13 protein-coding genes and 4 pseudogenes are annotated in these 16064 nt (G+C 40.5%); 9 read left to right on the top strand and 8 right to left on the bottom strand.

Going from position 1 to position 16064, the window contains the following annotated elements; genetic code table 11:
- The first annotated feature begins 10 nt into the window (after positions 1-10).
- Positions 11-649 (top strand): CPBP family glutamic-type intramembrane protease, encoded by a 639-nt coding sequence (locus ACRWSG_RS15685; RefSeq protein WP_054552911.1) that lies wholly within the window; start codon positions 11-13, stop codon positions 647-649.
- Between the two features lie 55 nt (positions 650-704).
- On the opposite strand, the gene ACRWSG_RS15680 is transcribed toward ACRWSG_RS15685, so the two are convergent.
- Positions 705-2129 (bottom strand): sodium-dependent transporter, encoded by a 1425-nt coding sequence (locus ACRWSG_RS15680; RefSeq protein ID WP_462166676.1) that lies wholly within the window; start codon positions 2127-2129, stop codon positions 705-707.
- 176 nt (positions 2130-2305) lie between these two features.
- On the opposite strand from ACRWSG_RS15680, the gene ACRWSG_RS15675 reads away from it, so the two are divergent.
- The 5 genes and pseudogenes from ACRWSG_RS15675 (at position 2306) to ACRWSG_RS15655 (ending at position 5418) form a co-directional block, all read left to right on the top strand.
- Complete coding sequence (locus ACRWSG_RS15675; RefSeq protein ID WP_054552909.1) at positions 2306-2605, top strand: YciI family protein; 300 nt, start codon at positions 2306-2308, stop codon at positions 2603-2605.
- A 151-nt stretch (positions 2606-2756) separates the two neighbouring features.
- Positions 2757-3008, top strand: coding sequence for a PepSY domain-containing protein (locus ACRWSG_RS15670; RefSeq protein ID WP_054552908.1), 252 nt, complete (start codon positions 2757-2759; stop codon positions 3006-3008).
- Between the two features lie 2 nt (positions 3009-3010).
- Entirely contained in the window at positions 3011-3685 is a 675-nt protein-coding gene (locus ACRWSG_RS15665; protein WP_054552907.1) for a response regulator transcription factor, read from the top strand.
- Positions 3679-5015: pseudogene (locus ACRWSG_RS15660) on the top strand (ATP-binding protein). Before ACRWSG_RS15665 ends, ACRWSG_RS15660 begins: the two are co-directional and overlap by 7 nt.
- Positions 5002-5418 (top strand): hypothetical protein, encoded by a 417-nt coding sequence (locus ACRWSG_RS15655; protein WP_054552905.1) that lies wholly within the window; start codon positions 5002-5004, stop codon positions 5416-5418. Before ACRWSG_RS15660 ends, ACRWSG_RS15655 begins: the two are co-directional and overlap by 14 nt.
- 210 nt (positions 5419-5628) lie before the next feature.
- Here the strand turns inward: ACRWSG_RS15655 and ACRWSG_RS15650 are convergent, their stop codons facing one another.
- Positions 5629-6666: an AI-2E family transporter gene (locus ACRWSG_RS15650; RefSeq protein WP_462166674.1), complete on the bottom strand. Its 1038-nt coding sequence runs from the start codon at positions 6664-6666 to the stop codon at positions 5629-5631.
- Positions 6667-6818: 152 nt separating this feature from the next.
- Between ACRWSG_RS15650 and ACRWSG_RS15645 the strand changes: the two genes are divergently transcribed.
- From ACRWSG_RS15645 to ACRWSG_RS15635, 3 genes are all read left to right on the top strand, one after another.
- A complete protein-coding gene (locus ACRWSG_RS15645) occupies positions 6819-7409 on the top strand; it encodes a hypothetical protein (protein WP_462166673.1) in 591 nt (196 codons plus the stop codon).
- Between the two features lie 63 nt (positions 7410-7472).
- Complete coding sequence (locus ACRWSG_RS15640; RefSeq protein ID WP_194442429.1) at positions 7473-8378, top strand: M14 family metallopeptidase; 906 nt, start codon at positions 7473-7475, stop codon at positions 8376-8378.
- A 185-nt stretch (positions 8379-8563) separates the two neighbouring features.
- Complete coding sequence (locus tag ACRWSG_RS15635; protein ID WP_054552903.1) at positions 8564-8980, top strand: hypothetical protein; 417 nt, start codon at positions 8564-8566, stop codon at positions 8978-8980.
- 37 nt (positions 8981-9017) lie between these two features.
- Here the strand turns inward: ACRWSG_RS15635 and ccoG are convergent.
- The 6 genes and pseudogenes from ccoG to ACRWSG_RS15605 form a co-directional block, all read right to left on the bottom strand.
- Positions 9018-10399 (bottom strand): annotated as a pseudogene (gene ccoG, locus ACRWSG_RS15630) (cytochrome c oxidase accessory protein CcoG).
- 151 nt (positions 10400-10550) lie between these two features.
- Positions 10551-11958, bottom strand: a pseudogene (locus ACRWSG_RS15625) (sigma-54 interaction domain-containing protein).
- A gap of 111 nt (positions 11959-12069) precedes the next feature.
- A pseudogene (locus ACRWSG_RS15620) lies at positions 12070-12626 on the bottom strand (DUF1439 domain-containing protein).
- Positions 12627-12680: 54 nt separating this feature from the next.
- Entirely contained in the window at positions 12681-15362 is a 2682-nt protein-coding gene (locus ACRWSG_RS15615) for a DUF349 domain-containing protein (RefSeq protein ID WP_462166672.1), read from the bottom strand.
- Positions 15352-15633 carry a YeaC family protein gene (locus tag ACRWSG_RS15610; protein ID WP_054552899.1) on the bottom strand — a complete coding sequence of 94 codons (282 nt, stop codon included), beginning with the start codon at positions 15631-15633 and terminating at the stop codon, positions 15352-15354. The genes ACRWSG_RS15615 and ACRWSG_RS15610 overlap by 11 nt, the downstream gene beginning before the upstream one ends.
- A gap of 1 nt (position 15634) precedes the next feature.
- Positions 15635-15961: a hypothetical protein gene (locus tag ACRWSG_RS15605; RefSeq protein ID WP_054553080.1), complete on the bottom strand. Its 327-nt coding sequence runs from the start codon at positions 15959-15961 to the stop codon at positions 15635-15637.
- Between the last annotated feature and the right edge of the window lie 103 nt (positions 15962-16064).

Genomic DNA, 16064 nt, shown 5'->3' with positions numbered 1-16064 from the left:
TGAGACGACATTGAACGCTAACCAATACCGCTGGCTTGAATTTACCCTCATATTTGTTTCTTTGCCGCTATTAGGCTTCTTTCTTCGTGCCTACCTCGCTAACTGGCTTATTCCTGCCCTTATTATTTTAATGGCCGTGTGCGGCATGTTGCTTTTATCTGATCCCCATTTTAAACGCTTTCGTTTAACAAGCCTTGGGCAATTTAGTGCGGTAAAACGTCGCTTATTTAGTTTCTTCTTTTTAGGGGCGCTATTCTCTGGAATGTTTTACGGGATCATGAATCAAGAAAACTGGTTTTCACTGCCACGAAACTCGTTTAACGATTGGCTAATGTTGTTATTGCTCTACCCTATTTTATCGGTGATGCCGCAAGAGCTGATTTTTAGAACCTACTTTTTCCATCGCTACAAACGCATTATGCCAAGTAAAACGGTGCGTATTATTGTCAGCGCATCAGTGTTTGCATTGGCGCATATTGTCTATGCGAATGTATTGGCCGTACTGTTGGCTTTTTTAGGGGGGCTGCTGTTTTCTTATACTTACGCGCAAAGCCGCTCAACCTTCGTATGTGTGATTGAACACAGCTTATGGGGACTTTGGATGTTTACCCTTGGCTTGGGTGATGTGCTCGATGCGGGGGCCTTTTAATTTAATAGGCATAAAAAAGCCGCGCAAAGTGCGCGGCTAAGTATTGAACTGGTCTTTAAAATCCGAAAATACTAAATGCAAAAAACTTAGTCGCCACCGTATTTACAAAGATTAGTAATAAAATGGCAGGGATAAACGTTGATAACGAGAAGTTCACATACTTCTCTGTGAAGCTGCCAATATAGCCTTCACAGCCTTGGCTTAACTCTGCCGACAAGTTTGCTTTTTTCCAACGATACATAACGAATAAACACACCATTAAACCGTTAAGCGGTAAAATTGTGTCGTAAAACACATCATAAACAATATCAAATAAGCTCTTATCTGCACCGCCATAGCTAACAAACTTTGTAAGCGAGTCAACCATACCAAATGACATTGTACACAGCACAGTTAAAACACCTGTAGATAAAGTTAAGATAGCCAGTGCTTTTTTACGGCTAATACCTTTGCGGTCGCTTAAAGTCGCTGTTGGCACCTCTACAATTGATACAAGTGACGTAATTGCAGCAAAAAAGACAAGTAAGAAAAATACAAACGCAACAATTGATGCACCCACGTAGCCAATATCAGCTTGTAACGCTAATAAAATTTTTGGTAGGTAAACAAAAATCATCGATACTGACGAATCTGATAAATTACTAGGGTCAGTATCTGGGTTAAAACTGAAAATAGCTGGAAGCACCATTAGACCAGCAATAAATGCCACCATCGAGTCAGTAACTGCAACCATTTTTGCACTACCAACAATGTCATCTTTCTTAGAAATATACGATGCATAGGTCATTAAGATACCCATACCCAGTGACAACGAGAAAAACGCTTGAGCTAATGCACCATTTAATACGCTGGCATCCATTTTTGAAAAGTCAGGAACAACATAGTACTTAACACCGGTCATTGCGTTATCAAGAGTTAGTACGTATACAACCAACGCGGTGAGTAGTACAAATAAAGCTGGCATCATAAACTTAGCCGCTTTTTCAATACCTTCTTTAACACCGCCCACTAAAATCAAGTTAACGATGATGGCAACCACGGCCATATAACCAAACACGGTGTAGCTATTGATAAAGGTGCCAAAATTATCCGGCTGCGCCAAGGCATCTAGATTACCAAAAGCGGTTTGCGATAAATAACCGAAAATCCATACCGTGATCACCATGTAAAAAACAGCAATCATAAATGGCGTTAATACAGCTAAAAAGCCAGCAAAGTTCCATTTTGGATCATTACCCGCTAAAAATTTGTATGAACCTAGTGGATCTTTTTGCGCTTTACGACCCATGGCCATTTCAGCCATCATCACTGGCAAACAGATAAAAATGACAAACAATGCATAGACTAAAAGGAAAGCACCACCGCCGTTTTTTGTGGCTGAAACAGGAAAACCTACTAAGTTTCCGATACCTACAGCAGAACCGGCTGCCGCTAAAATAAAACCGAGGCGGGAGCTAAAATGCTCACGTTTTTCGCTCATTTAAAAACCTTATTATTATTTTCTCAACCCAGCGACTCTACCAGTGTTACACCGCGTATTTCAAGCTTTATAAGTTAAAGTTATATGGGTTTGTGTAAAGATTATTACGCGAATAATCTCTCGTCTATTGCTAAGAATATGCTACTATTTTTTAAAAATAACATTGAGAACACACCATGCTGTATATGATTTATTCAACGGATGTTGAAAATAGTTTAGAAGCTCGCAAATCTGCACGTCCTGCTCACTTAGCACGCCTTCAAGAATTAGACGATCAAAACCGTTTATTTACGGCAGGCCCATTGCCAGCCATTGACAGTGAAGATCCAGCTGACGCTGGTTTTACTGGTTCATTAGTGGTTGCTGAGTTTGAGTCATTAGAAGCAGCACGTGAATGGGCAGCAAACGATCCGTATATTGCGGCGGGTGTTTACGACAACTCAGTCGTAAAACCATTTAAGAAAGTATTTGGTTAACCTCTGAACTTAACTGAACCAATAATTCAGTGTTTGTTCACGGCTTATTAACTAAGATTTGGCTATTGAATTACAGAATTTAACGTAATTACTTGAATTTTAGTTAATTGGTTAATTAAACTAAATGGGTCTGGTTTAGGAGTTCCCCGTCATGCGCATATTATTAGCCTTCAGTTTTAGTCTTTTATTTGCATTATCAAGCTTTCATGCTGATGCCAATAAGAAACAAGCCCAAGAGGTGACTAAAAAGCAGGCTGTGACAATCGCCAAAAAGTCTGAAGACGGCCGAACCCTAAAAATCACAGAGCAAGATAAAGTATTTACCGTAAGAATTTTAAAAACGAACGGCCACGTGGTTGATGTCCATGTGAACAAAAAGACTGGCGAAGTGAAAAAGGATTAAGAATGCGAATTTTAGTTATTGAAGATGATTTACACTTAGCAGATAACCTTCGTAATGCCCTAGAAAAAGAGCGTTACAGCGTTGACCTTTGTCACGATGGTGAAGCTGGTTTATTCCATATTACCGAATACCCGCTAGATATGGCGGTAGTCGATTTAGGCTTACCTAAAGTTGATGGTATTGAACTAATTACCAAAGCACGCGCACAAGGTATTACCATTCCTATTTTGATTTTAACGGCACGTGACCGTTGGCAAGATAAAGTAGAAGGCTTAGATGCAGGTGCAGATGACTACCTAACTAAACCTTTCCACGTTGAAGAGCTAATTGCCCGCTGTAATGCGCTTATCCGCCGTAGCGCCGGTAAAGCAAACCCAGAAATGACAGCTGGCCCTATTAAAATTCATACTCGCTCACAGCAAGTATGGGTTAACGATAAAGAACTTAGCTTAACGGCATACGAATACAAAGTTTTAGAATACCTAATGGTTAATCCACAAAAGGTAATTTCTAAATCTGAACTAACTGAGCACATTTACGACCAAGACTTTGACCTTGATTCAAACGTAATCGAAGTTTTCGTATTGCGTTTACGTAAGAAGCTTGACCCTGATGGTACCCTTAACCCTGTTGAAACATTACGCGGCCGTGGTTATAGGCTAAAAAGTCAGTGGTAGCATCGCAAATACCGCTTAAAGTAAGGCAAGGATTTATCCTTGTCTTTGTTTTATTAGTCGCCCTACCAATTCTGTTTTTCTCAATTGGTAAGGCTTACTACGCCTCTTTGGTCGAAGCGACCGAAAAAACCCTCGAAGCTCACTTATATTCATTAATTTCTGAAGTTGATTTCACTGAACGTGGCATTGTTATGCCAAGCACCATCTTAACGCCAGAGCTAAATCGATTAAACTCAGATACCTACGCGATGGTTTATCGCGGTGACTTACCAGTTTGGTATTCTGAATCGGCTACTAATATCAACTTTATTCCTGATAACTTTGAAGCCCCAGCTGGCTCTGCGGATTTTCGTCGGGTTGAATACAACAATACCGTATATTGGCAATTAACCCTTACCGTTATTTTAGAAAACATTGATCAATCTGAGCATGCACGTTTTATCCTATTAAAGCGTAATGATGCCCTACTGAGGTTGATGGATGGCTTTAAGCAGACACTCGTAAATTGGATGTATGTCATGGGAGTGTCCATTGCTGCACTCATGGCGATTGGTTTTGTTTGGAGTGCAAGACCACTGCAACGACTCGATAAAGAAATTAAAGCCATTGAGTCGGGTGATAACCAACAAATTAAAGGTCTTTACCCGGTTGAACTACAAACTATTAAAGCCGATTTAAACTTATTGCTTGAATCGCAGCAACGCCAAAAAGAGCGTTACCGTGCTTCGTTGAGCGACCTTGCTCATGCATTAAAAACGCCTTTGGCAGTGCTTAAATCAAGCCCTTTAGCCAATGATGCGGATGCACAAGAGCAGCTAGACCGAATTAATGTGATGATCGAACACCAGTTAAAGCGCGCTGCAACAGGTGCGTCTGACACATGGAAGAAACAAACTCATATCAAGCCTGTTATTGACTCAATTATAAGCGCGATGAGCAAGGTTTATCGCGACAAAGATATTATATTTACATCAGAGGTTAGTGAAAAAGACTATTTCTTGGGTGATAAAACAGATTTGATGGAACTACTTGGTAATTTAATCGATAATGCCTGTAAAGCTTGCCGTTCACAGGTCGATATAAAGGTTAAGCAGAACAAAAAGTTAACCCTCAGTATAAGTGATGATGTCCAGGTGTCCCTGAGCACAAGCGTGAATCATTACTGACTCGCGGTACCAGACTCGATACCTATGAAAGTGGCCACGGTGTCGGCATGGCTATCGTGTCGGATTTAGTCAACTCGTATAATGGCACCTTAACCATTAAAGATGCAGAGAAACTAGCCGGTGCTGAGTTTATATTAGAGTTTAATTACCATGATAAAAAATAAAACATCAACACTCGTTAAGGGCAGCTTTCTAGCTTTAATTGCGAGTGCATCGCATGCTCAAGCAGAGCAAACGTGTGAGCTTGCTAGCAACAATACCGATGACACCAAACGCTATATTCAATGTCTTGATCAAGTTATCGCCGATCTGCAGCGTGACCAAAAGATGTGGATTAATAAGCTCACTATGGATCTTGAGAAAATCAAAGAGGATAGCGGTAACAGCCAATTGCTACCGATTTTTAATCGCAGCATCAAGAACCAAGAGCGTTATTTAGAAGACAGCTGTCGTTGGCGTTATCTACAAAAAATGCCAAATAGTACGAAAGCCGCTATTGCCTACAAGCAATGTGAAATTGAGATCCTAAAAAACCATGTGCAGGTTTTACAGCGACCTCTAAAGTAATAGCAACTCACAGATTTTCATGGACAAAAAGGCGCTTAAGCGCCTTTTTATACCAATTCGCTTAATTAAGTGGTCTATTTTGAGGCAAGAAAACCTCGTTGATAGCAAGGCAAAAATTTCGTTATTTAGTTGTTCTAAATAAGAAATTTTTAACGCAGATAGCGACAGGTTTAATCCCTCAAAATGATTAAGTATTAATGCGGATTGGTATTACTCTTCAAGTTTTAGCTCTTCGCCATTGCCAAGCAAGGTAGCTAACCATCGCCCTTCTTGACTAGTCTCTAAGGCTATTTTAACTATCATGGTTAATGGGACTGACAACAACATGCCCACGGTCCCCATCAGCCAGCCCCAGAATATTAACGATAAAAACACCACCAGCGTCGATAAACCCAACCCTTTACCCATAAAGCGCGGTTCAACAATGTTACCCATGACGGTGTTAATAACCAAATATCCGCCAGCAATAAACCCTGCAACCAGTGGGCCTTGAGTTATCAAAGCAAGTAACACAGGAGGCACGGCAGCAATGATAGAGCCTATGTTTGGAATGTAATTAAGCATGAACGCCACTACACCCCAAAGTACAAAGTAATCAACATCAAGTGCCCACAGCATAAAGCCTGCAAGCATACCTGTGCCTAAGCTAACCAGCGTTTTAATAGCCAGGTAAGAATTAATTGAATCTAAAAAGCGATCAACCTGCTGCATTTTCATTTCAGGATCATCAAGTGCTAAATGCACTTTTTTACTCAGCATAGGTCCTTCAAACAACATGAATACCACGGTTAGGATGATCAAAAACAGATTCGCCATCACGCCACCGAGGCCTGTGAGCATGTTGGTTGCAACATCAATCATTTTGCCCGGATCGAATAAAGAAATAATCTGTTCTTTATCAATCAGGATGTTATAACTCGCTGCAACATTAACCACCCAGACAAATTCTTCTTTTAGTTGTGCTTTGTACTCAGGCAGCTTTTCAGAGAAATCGGTCATCGATTGCCCAACCAACCCGGCAAGGCTTATCCCTACACCGACAATCATCAACATCACAAATACAACAGCAATGCCTTTAGGGATACCGTATTTGGCAAAGACACGAATTAAGGGATTACAAATAATGGCAATAAAGGCTGCCAATACAAATGGGATAACAATCACACTTGCAGCTTTAATACCCGCTAAAACAACGACTAAAGCAGCAAATATCACTAAACTTTTATTTACACCAGTCAGGCTCGACAAAATAAAATCCTTGTTAGTTTTTTTATCAGTGTAAGTGAAATACGTCGCAAAATAAATCACAAAGCTGCTGGCACAATTAATGCTCTTTATACGTGCATAATTTGAACAATTTATGATACATATAACTAAGCGTGCTTTAAAAGGAGCTTTATATGGCACATTTATCCGAACAAGAACTCACTTTTTTCAACCGTTTATTCGAGGCAGAACGGACTGATAGCAATCCAACCGATACAAAAATGTCTGTTAGGCTTAATTTGCCTGATAAATTAAATGGTTTACTTACCAATGCCAAACTGACACTACTGGCTGAAGTAGGGATTTATCAGTTGTGGTTTCCGCTTGAATTTACCAAGGACGAGAATGGCCAACTGATCCCTGTACTTAGCGCACCAGAAGTAATAGATACCAAAGGCATTGAGCGCAGCTGGCGTACGCCTGATCTCGAAATACACACAGAACAATTTCAGATACTGTCTTTATCAAGTACGGGCGTGTTACTCAAGCCAAAGCGTCAAACTCCTATTCTCAATAAAGAAATACTGTTGGCATTTAATTTACCGAGTGAAGAACAGGTTATTCTTAGCGTAAAGCCAATAAGAACGACCAGCAAAGGAATTGCCGGAAAAATAGTGAAAGTGTGTCAGGGTGAAGATGCACTTCGTAATTACTTATTTGAGACCCATAAGCACCATCATGCAAAGCTATACGAGCAAGGTAACTTTACTACTGAGCTTATCTAGTTGCAGCAGCTTAACAGCTTAGATAAGCTTGGCGTTTTGCAGCAAGTCACAACAAGGTATTTTATGAGTTACCCTATAGGAACCCCTGGTAAGCCGTGGAACAAAGAAGATAAGAAAGCATGGTTTGAATTACAGTCAGTAAAGCGTAGCTATTTAGATGATGTTGTATCGCAACTAGACTCTTTAACAAGCGATTTCAATATTGAGCAATATGGCGCATTAAGTTACGACAGCGACAAATACCCTCTTTACATTTTAAAGAGCAAACAATGGCAAGCTGATAAACCTGTTGTGCTGGTTACCGGTGGTGTTCATGGTTATGAAACAAGTGGCGTGCATGGTGCTTTAGCGTTTGCTAAGAGAAGTGCCAAAGACTACTTTGCTGATTTTAATATTTTACTGGCTCCGTGTATCAGCCCTTGGGGATATGAAACGATTAACCGCTGGAATCCAAATGCCACGGATCCAAATCGCTCTTTCTATGCAGGTAGCCCCGCTGAAGAGTCTGCAGCAATTATGCAATATTTAGCCGATAACACTATTTCACCTTATGTGCATATTGACCTACATGAAACGACAGACACTGATAATAGTGAGTTTCGCCCTGCTCTAGCTGCTCGTGATGCAACGACCCACGATAACTGGAATATCCCAGATGGCTTTTATCTTGTCGCTGATAGTGAGCGTCCGCATGATGCATTTCAGGCAGCGATTATAAAATCAGTTGGAAAAGTAACCCACATCGCACCAAGTGATGAGAATAACCAATTGATTGGCGTACCACAAACCCAATTCGGTGTAATTAATTACCAAGCGAAAAAGCTTGGTTTATGTATGGGTTTAACTGATGCAGAATTTGTCACAACAACAGAGGTTTACCCTGATAGTCCACAAGCAAATGATGACATTTGTATTGATGCACAAGTAGCCTCAATTACCGGTGCTCTAAATTACATTGTTAACAAATAGTTAGCTATACTTTAAAAAGGGAGTGGATTATTTATTCACTCCAATGCAAAATAATTAGATAGGATTCACATAAAAATAAAATTAATGAAAAAGTTATGTTTTTTGAAATTTGTATACTAAATAACTAGACACATACATAGAATTGTATAAAATTCGCGCTCTTTTTAAGTTCAAAAGGAAGCAAATTGGAATTTAAGAATCACTATGGCAGTGTCAGGATTATTACTGAAGGTCCAATTGTTATTGGGCAGTTTTCTGGCAATATTAACGCTCGTTTAGTCAATGACTTTGCAATCAATTTAAAAAAGCATATTACTGCTTTCGCTGGAAAGCCGTGGGCGTATATTAGTCATTCTACCCATTTACTTGCTACCACCCCTGATGCAGAACGTGGTTTTACTCAATTATTCCGTGCCCTGCAAGGCACTAACTGTATAGCAACCGCTTATATGTTTAGCTCGTCTATTGTGCTTAATCAAATGAAACGCATCATTGCACAAGCACAATCTCCAATTCAAATAATGGACTGTTTATTTGATGATTTAGACAGCGCTAAAGCTTATGTGCTAAAGCAGCTAGAATTTGCAGAAATGGCTTGTTAAAAACAAGCCATTTTCGTTTCTATAGCCGTGATTGAGGTTAATCTCGGTAAAACTTAGTTTCTTTAGTTATTGCGATATCAGCATCTTCTAATGCTTGAATGTGAAAACTAATAGGCGTTACTTTTGACTTTAACTCGTAGCCATCAGCAACCACAGTGACAGGCACACGTTTCATCTGACCTGCTTCAACAGTTATCTTTTCCGGCACCTGTAAACTTGCTTCTGCAATACCAGTGATACCGATTGAATAGCTCAAGCTATGTTGTGTTTTGTTGATAATTGATAAGGTATATGGGTTTTCTACTAAACCTTCAAAATTAACGCGGTACAGGGCATTACGGTCACGAATGACAGAGTATCAATAGGTGTTCGCATTGCCATCCACACAACCATGCCCACGACAAACAGCGCCGTTAAACCACCATAGCCAAGCAGTTTTAACCTAAATGGGTTGGTCGTTTTGCCTTCCATTTGTTTTTCTGAGGCGTATTTGATCAGTCCTTTTTGATAGTTGAACTTTTCCATAGTGCTATCACATGCATCGATACATAAGCCACAGTTTATGCATTCATACTGCAAGCCATTACGAATATCGATACCCGCCGGACATACTTCGACACATAGGTTACAGTCTACGCAGTCACCTAAGCCTAATTCTTTAGGGTCGGCTTTACGCTTACGCGCACCACGAGACTCCCCTCGCGCTTGATCATAGGTAACAACTAACGTGTCTTTATCAAACATCACTGATTGAAAACGCGAATATGGGCACGCCACTGTACACATTTTTTCACGTAAGAATCCCGCATTACCATAGGTACAAAACGCGAACAAGAATACCCAAAAGCTGACGATACCAGACATTTCTAGGGTAAATAAGCTCATGTATAGAGACTTAGCGGGGATGAAATAAGCCATAAATGACATAGATGTAATCAATGAGATCACCAGCCAAGCTGCATGCTTAGTAATTTTCTTTTGCCATTTACTCACTGACCATTCAGCTTTATCAAGTTTAATACGCTGATTACGGTTACCTTCAACTTTGTGTTCGACCCAAGTAAACATCAGCATCCAAATTGTTTGAGGGCAAGTGTAACCACACCAAACACGCCCTAACCAATTAGTGACGAAAAACAATGCAAACGCCCCTGTCATAAATAACATAGCTAAGATCATAAAATCTTGTGGTAACAGCGTTAAACCAAACAGGGTAAATTTTTGGCTGGCTACATCGAGTAATACGGCTTGGCGGCCATCATAGGGGATCCACGGAATGGCGATGAACGTCAGCATCAGCACCCAGCCTAAGTAACGGCGGATACGTTGGAAATACCCCTTTTGCTCACGAATATAAATTGGCCCTTCTTGGTTGTAGGGCTTGATGATTAAGTCTTGCTCTTTAATATCAAATTTCATTTTGCTACTTACTTTTGTGTCGGTAATAACCTGACAGAGCAACAATCAGGCCAAGAAAAATTAAAAATAAGTTATTGATATTAAATGATTAAATTTATATTTGAACGCTCAAAAGCACGATATATCGCGAATGATCGCGATATATCACGAACTAACGCTTTATCGCTAGCTTTTTCATTTTTGATCTAAGGGTACTTTCGGGAAGTCCCAGCAAGGTTGCAGCACCATTTTCACCTGATATTTGCCCGTTACAGCGTTTTAGCACCTCACAAATATGCTGCTTTTGAACAGCATCAAGAGAAACCACCTGCTCATTTGATTGCTCGTTACTCAAAGGTGCTGAAAGCTGTAATACAGCTTGCTTAGACAAAATAGCTTCACGCTCAAGGATATTTTGTAGCTCACGAATATTGCCTGGGTTAATCATAATTCGCCAGTTTGGTGAGTGTTGCTTTGCTTAGCCCTTTTAACTGTTTACCTAAGCGCTTGTTTAACTGCGTTATAATATTTGCTGCGAGGAGTGGAATATCTTCCTTGCGTTCACGAAGCGCAGGCACTCGAATAGGAAACACATTTAAGCGATAATACAAGTCCATTCGAAAGCTGCCCTGCTCAACCATTTGCCACAAGTTACGATTTGTTGCAGCTAACACTCGGATATCGACTTTTAAAGTTTGACTGCCCCCGACGCGCTCAAACTCTTGCTCTTGTAGTACCCGCAGTAATTTACTTTGCGCCTCTAATGGCAGCTCTGCCACTTCATCTAAAAATAAAGTGCCTTTATCAGCCAGTTCAAAACGCCCTTTTCTGCGTTCATTAGCGCCAGTAAACGCCCCTTTCTCATGACCAAATAACTCAGATTCAATTAAGTTGGCGGAAAACGCCGCGCAGTTTACTTTTATGAAAGGTTGCTCAGCACGATTGCTCAAGCGGTGAAGGTTTCGTGCCACCAGCTCTTTACCCGTGCCGTTTTCACCTAAAATCAAAACCGTACTATTGGTTTGGCTTACCAAGGTAATTTGCTCGAGCATACTTTGAAATGAATGACTTTGCCCAACTAAGCCAGAGTCTTGCCAATCTTCGTTTAACTCTGAAATAAGGTAAGCATTTTCAGCTTGTAGCTGCTCAGATAAGTGCTGAACTTGTGCTAAGGCATCACGTAACGCCACTTCTGTTTGCTGTTGTTTGGATACATCGCGAAAAATCGCGACTGCCCCAATCAGGGCACCGTTTTTGTACACTGGTGTTGATGTATATTCAACAGCAAAATAACTACCATCTTTACGCCAGAATACCTCATCGTTTACATGACGGTGTTTGCCATCGAACATGGTGCAATATATTTGGCATTCATCTGCGGGATATGGCGAGCCATCTTTACGAGTATGGTGATGATATTGATGTATTTTTTTACCAAGGAGTTCGTCTGCTTTCCAGCCTGTCATGCGCTCAGCGGCAGGGTTTACAAAAACCGCATTACCCGATAAATCGAAGCCATAAATTCCCTCGCCAACGGCGTTTAGCAATAACGTGGGGTCGTTTAAAAATTCCTTGATCATAGTAATCACTCAATTCGCGAAATATCACGAGCAATTATGACAAGGTTGAACATGCTTAACAAGCAATCATAAAAAAAGCGACTAGAAGCCGCTTTAATATATCGTATGGGTTTACAGTGTAGGCACTAAGATAATTTCGCCCTGAGATACTTTCATATCTAATGGTAATTTGCTCAATAGTGCAACTTTAGGGTCGTTCATATTTAACTTATAGACAGGGTTAACCGCTAAAAAGCCGTTAATCACTTGCATTGCCTGATCATCTAATAAGTTTAAGCTGCCCTTGAAACCCGCGGTGTCGATTGTTGTATCAACCAGTTTTACATTACGTAAAAAGACCGCTTTTTTCTCGCTGTCATAAAATGGGCTACCTTCGATTTGTAGCTTTAAGCGTACTGGATACTTAAGCGCAAACGCTTTGATGACGGCACTAGAATCGGCCCCTAAAACCACCACATCACGTTTATCTGGATAACATTGACACTCAGGTCGTTTACCGCAAAATCAACTGGTAAGCCCATCAGCTTAATCTGTTCACTTAGTTTTGGTAATTGATTAGCAAGGGCTGCTTCAATTTCAGAATTGCTAAACGAGTAAACAGACATCCCTTGATCTGTCGTTTTACATGCCCCTAAAAATAAACAGGTAAGTAGTAATAAAATTCTCATTGTTTTCCTCAAAAACACACGGAAAAAAACCGCTTTAAAAAGCGGTTTTATTCGTTAAATTGCAAATATTGCTTTAAGCCTTGCTAGTGTGTCAGCTGAAACTGAACCCTCACTGACTGCAAGTAATTGCTTTAAGTAGTAATAAACATCTGCTTGTTCGCCACGGTGTTTATCATCTAACATCGCAACTTGCTCTGTCATACGTAACTGACTATCAGCCGATTCTACGCCTGCCAGAATTTCGATACGGGTTAACAGCTGCGCAGCGTTTAGCTTAGTTGTTAATGAAGCTTGAAACTGCGAAGGCAGTTCGCTGTTGCTTTCAAGAGCAGCAAATAAAGCCGTTAATTTAGACTGCTCTGCTTGCTTACTAATTAGCGCTGATTTTGCACTAATCGCTGCCTCTAACTGAGTCACGCGTGCCGATAACGCTTTTGAGTATTCAAGCTCTGCTAGCTTCACTGTTAAATCTTTAAGCTGTGCAAGATGCATCACGGTCTCAAGTGCAGACTCAAGCTCACTTAACTGCTGTGCGGCAACTTCGTCATTTTGTTGCTGTACTTGCTTTTGCTGTTCAAACTCGGCACTGCGCTTAGCAAAAGTCTCGTCATTAACTCGTCTGAATTGCTGCCATAAGGTGTTTTCAGCTTTCATTCCTGCAAAGCCAATAGTCTGCCAAGTTTGTTGAAGCGCTTTTAAATCTTGGCACGCAGCAGCTAAATCATCACTTTGTGATAACTGTGTTGCTTGCTCAACAAGTGCTGCTTTTTGTTCAGCATTTGCTTTATGAAATGCAGCAAGTTGACCTTGTACTTGTGATTGTGCAGCTTTGAATTGCGCTTGTAGTTCACGGTATGTTTTAGGATCGACGTTACCTGCAGAGCGCCACGCTTTCGCGGTACGGTTGAACTTGCTTTCAAACTGCTTCCAATCAAACTCATTAGAAGAGCTATCAAGCTCTGTTAACTGCTGCATTTGCGAGATTATTTCAACGCGCTGTGCTTTAGCTTGTTCACGTTGTTGCTCTTGCTCTGCGAAATACTCACGACACGGCGCAAACAGTAATTCAATTTGTTGATCGAATAACTCGCCTTGTTGCTTTTCTGCATCAGTATCTAAACGCCCTAACTCATTCCAACGACGACGTAACTGTTTAACATGCTCTGCACGTTGTTTAGGGTCAGTACACTCGGTTGCAACAAGTTCATTTACTTCAACGAGTAGCGCATCACGCTTTGGTGCCGATGCGTATTTTTGCCAATCTTTTGCTTCTGCTAGTTGGGCTTCTAAATCAGCTTTAAGGCTATTTAATGGCTGTTTGTAATAGTCTGTAAGTGTTGCGTATAGCTCTTCAAAACCTTTAAACACACCAAAGGCAACATTAAAGCGACCTTGCTCAATTAAGCGTTTTACATCACGAGCTTTACGCTTAGCTGTTTGTTGATTTTTCTCAAACTTATTCGTCAGCGGTGCCATCGCTTGCTGCCAGCTGTTTACTACTTCAGCTAAATTGGCTTTAAAGCGACCTTGTAAACGACTAGGAATACTTGCCAGCTTTTTACGTGCTAGTTTTTGCTGTTGCTCAAACTGCTGCTTTAACCCGTCAAACTCGCTTTCATCTTCAGTTGTCGCAACGATATTTAATTGTTCAAATGCCTCTTTAAACTCAGCAATCGCGCTAACTAGTTGCGGTAACTGTTCAACTTGCTTAAATAAAGTTGCTAAATGCTGTTTTACATCACTAACATGTTTACTTTCAGATAAGTTCGCCTCTGCTAAGGCATCTTTTGCCTCTACAACTTTTGCCTCTAGCCAATCTTGTTGAATTTGCTCTGGTGTTTCTAAGCCTAATTGCAATGCATTTTCAATTTCTTCGCCAATTGCTTCAAGGCTTGCAAGTGCTAATACCTGACGTTGTTGCTCAGCTAACGCTTGCTGCGCTGCTTCATGCTCTTTACTTAAAACTGCAATATGCGATTCAAGCTTTTGCGTAATCGCTGAATATTTCTTATCTAACGTGCTTACTTGCTCATCGCTCAGCCATTTTAGTTCGATAGCTTGCCACTGCTGTAATAACTCAGCATGTTGCATCGACACTAACTGAAAGTCATTTTTATCACGAAGCGCATTAAGCTTTGCTAATACCACACGTGTATCAGCTTCTACTTTGGCAGGCATTTCTATCGCTAAGCGTTCATTGTCAAGATGAGTCGCCAGTTGGGTATGCGCCTCACCTTTTGCATGCTTTAATAGTGATTTAGCAAGTTGATGATTAATCACAAGCTCAACAAGTTGCAATTGCAGCTCTTCACCGTATTCTTTAAAAGCTTTATCAATTAAGCTTGGGTTTGCTAAACGCTTTAATAACTTAACACGAACTTGAAGTTCTTTTTCTGCAAAGGCGAGTTTCTCAAGAGTTTTGACAGGTGCGTAACGCTCAATAAACTCATTTTTGATATTTGCATCTAGTTGGCTGTCGGTATTTAAAACCGCTTGATTGATATGCTGCTCAGCAAGGTCTTTCAGTGCTTGGTCTTGCTTGTATGCTTGCCACCATAAAACGATATCGTTCACTTTGTTTAATGCTTTTTTGCGGATTTCAGCTGAGCTGTCTTCAAGGGCAATGCTATTTAAGATGCTAAGGTCACGCTCTGTATCAAGACGTTCAACCGCAGCTAAACGGACTTGGTTTTTAGGGTGCTTCCATTTTGGAGTAAACAGGTGTTTAAAGATCATTTTCACTAAACCTAGCTATTTCATTTTCTGATGCGAATTCTTTTTGCAATTGAGCTTTGCTCTTTTGCACCATTTCACCATTTGCGCCAATGGTAAACTGCTCATTGCTTTGCGAAACTTTAGCCTGATAAAGCATCACGAGTTGAACGGTTTGTTGTTTTTGCTCCTCAGTCAAAGGAGTGCCGTCTGGCCACTTACCCGTAGAGGCACCATACTGAAGACGTTCAAATACTTCTGGGGTGATATTTTTAACGATGTGATCAATATTCATGTTACTTTTTCTTTTTTAAAACAACTAAATAGATGCGGCTTACAAGATACCACACAAAACCTACTGCCATTGCCGATGTATAGGCATACCACTCAAGAGACTTTGCTTCGGGGTGCATAAAGTAATAACAGAAAAAGCCCCCTAAAAATAAAATCAGTGCGAGGAAAGACTGATTCATAAACTTTTGTTGTCTACGAATGCGCGTTTCTTTTTGCATTTGCTGCAATTGCTCATTGCTTAGATCGGTGACTTGGCATTCACAATGCGGGCATTGCTTATGTTTGTCAGATATTGATTTTGCACACTGCGGGCAACTAATAATCGCCATATCTTTCTCCATACTACGCATAAAAAAGGCGCCTTTAGGCGCCCTTTATTGTACTTGTTTTATGAGTCGATGTCTTTTTTGAATTTCATTCATTTATGAAGAT

This window comes from Pseudoalteromonas sp. GB43, from assembly GCF_054923805.1.
This window is presented reverse-complemented; position numbering and strand designations above follow the sequence as displayed.

Coding starts and splice junctions, on each gene's coding strand:
- ACRWSG_RS15670 (WP_054552908.1), top strand. CDS start 2,757: ATGCGCATATTATTAGCCTTCAGTTTTAGTCTTTTATTTGCATTATCA.
- ACRWSG_RS15610 (WP_054552899.1), bottom strand. CDS start 15,633: ATGAATATTGATCACATCGTTAAAAATATCACCCCAGAAGTATTTGAA.
- ACRWSG_RS15655 (WP_054552905.1), top strand. CDS start 5,002: ATGATAAAAAATAAAACATCAACACTCGTTAAGGGCAGCTTTCTAGCT.
- ACRWSG_RS15665 (WP_054552907.1), top strand. CDS start 3,011: ATGCGAATTTTAGTTATTGAAGATGATTTACACTTAGCAGATAACCTT.
- ACRWSG_RS15605 (WP_054553080.1), bottom strand. CDS start 15,961: ATGGCGATTATTAGTTGCCCGCAGTGTGCAAAATCAATATCTGACAAA.
- ACRWSG_RS15615 (WP_462166672.1), bottom strand. CDS start 15,362: ATGATCTTTAAACACCTGTTTACTCCAAAATGGAAGCACCCTAAAAAC.
- ACRWSG_RS15675 (WP_054552909.1), top strand. CDS start 2,306: ATGCTGTATATGATTTATTCAACGGATGTTGAAAATAGTTTAGAAGCT.
- ACRWSG_RS15640 (WP_194442429.1), top strand. CDS start 7,473: ATGAGTTACCCTATAGGAACCCCTGGTAAGCCGTGGAACAAAGAAGAT.
- ACRWSG_RS15680 (WP_462166676.1), bottom strand. CDS start 2,129: ATGAGCGAAAAACGTGAGCATTTTAGCTCCCGCCTCGGTTTTATTTTA.
- ACRWSG_RS15645 (WP_462166673.1), top strand. CDS start 6,819: ATGGCACATTTATCCGAACAAGAACTCACTTTTTTCAACCGTTTATTC.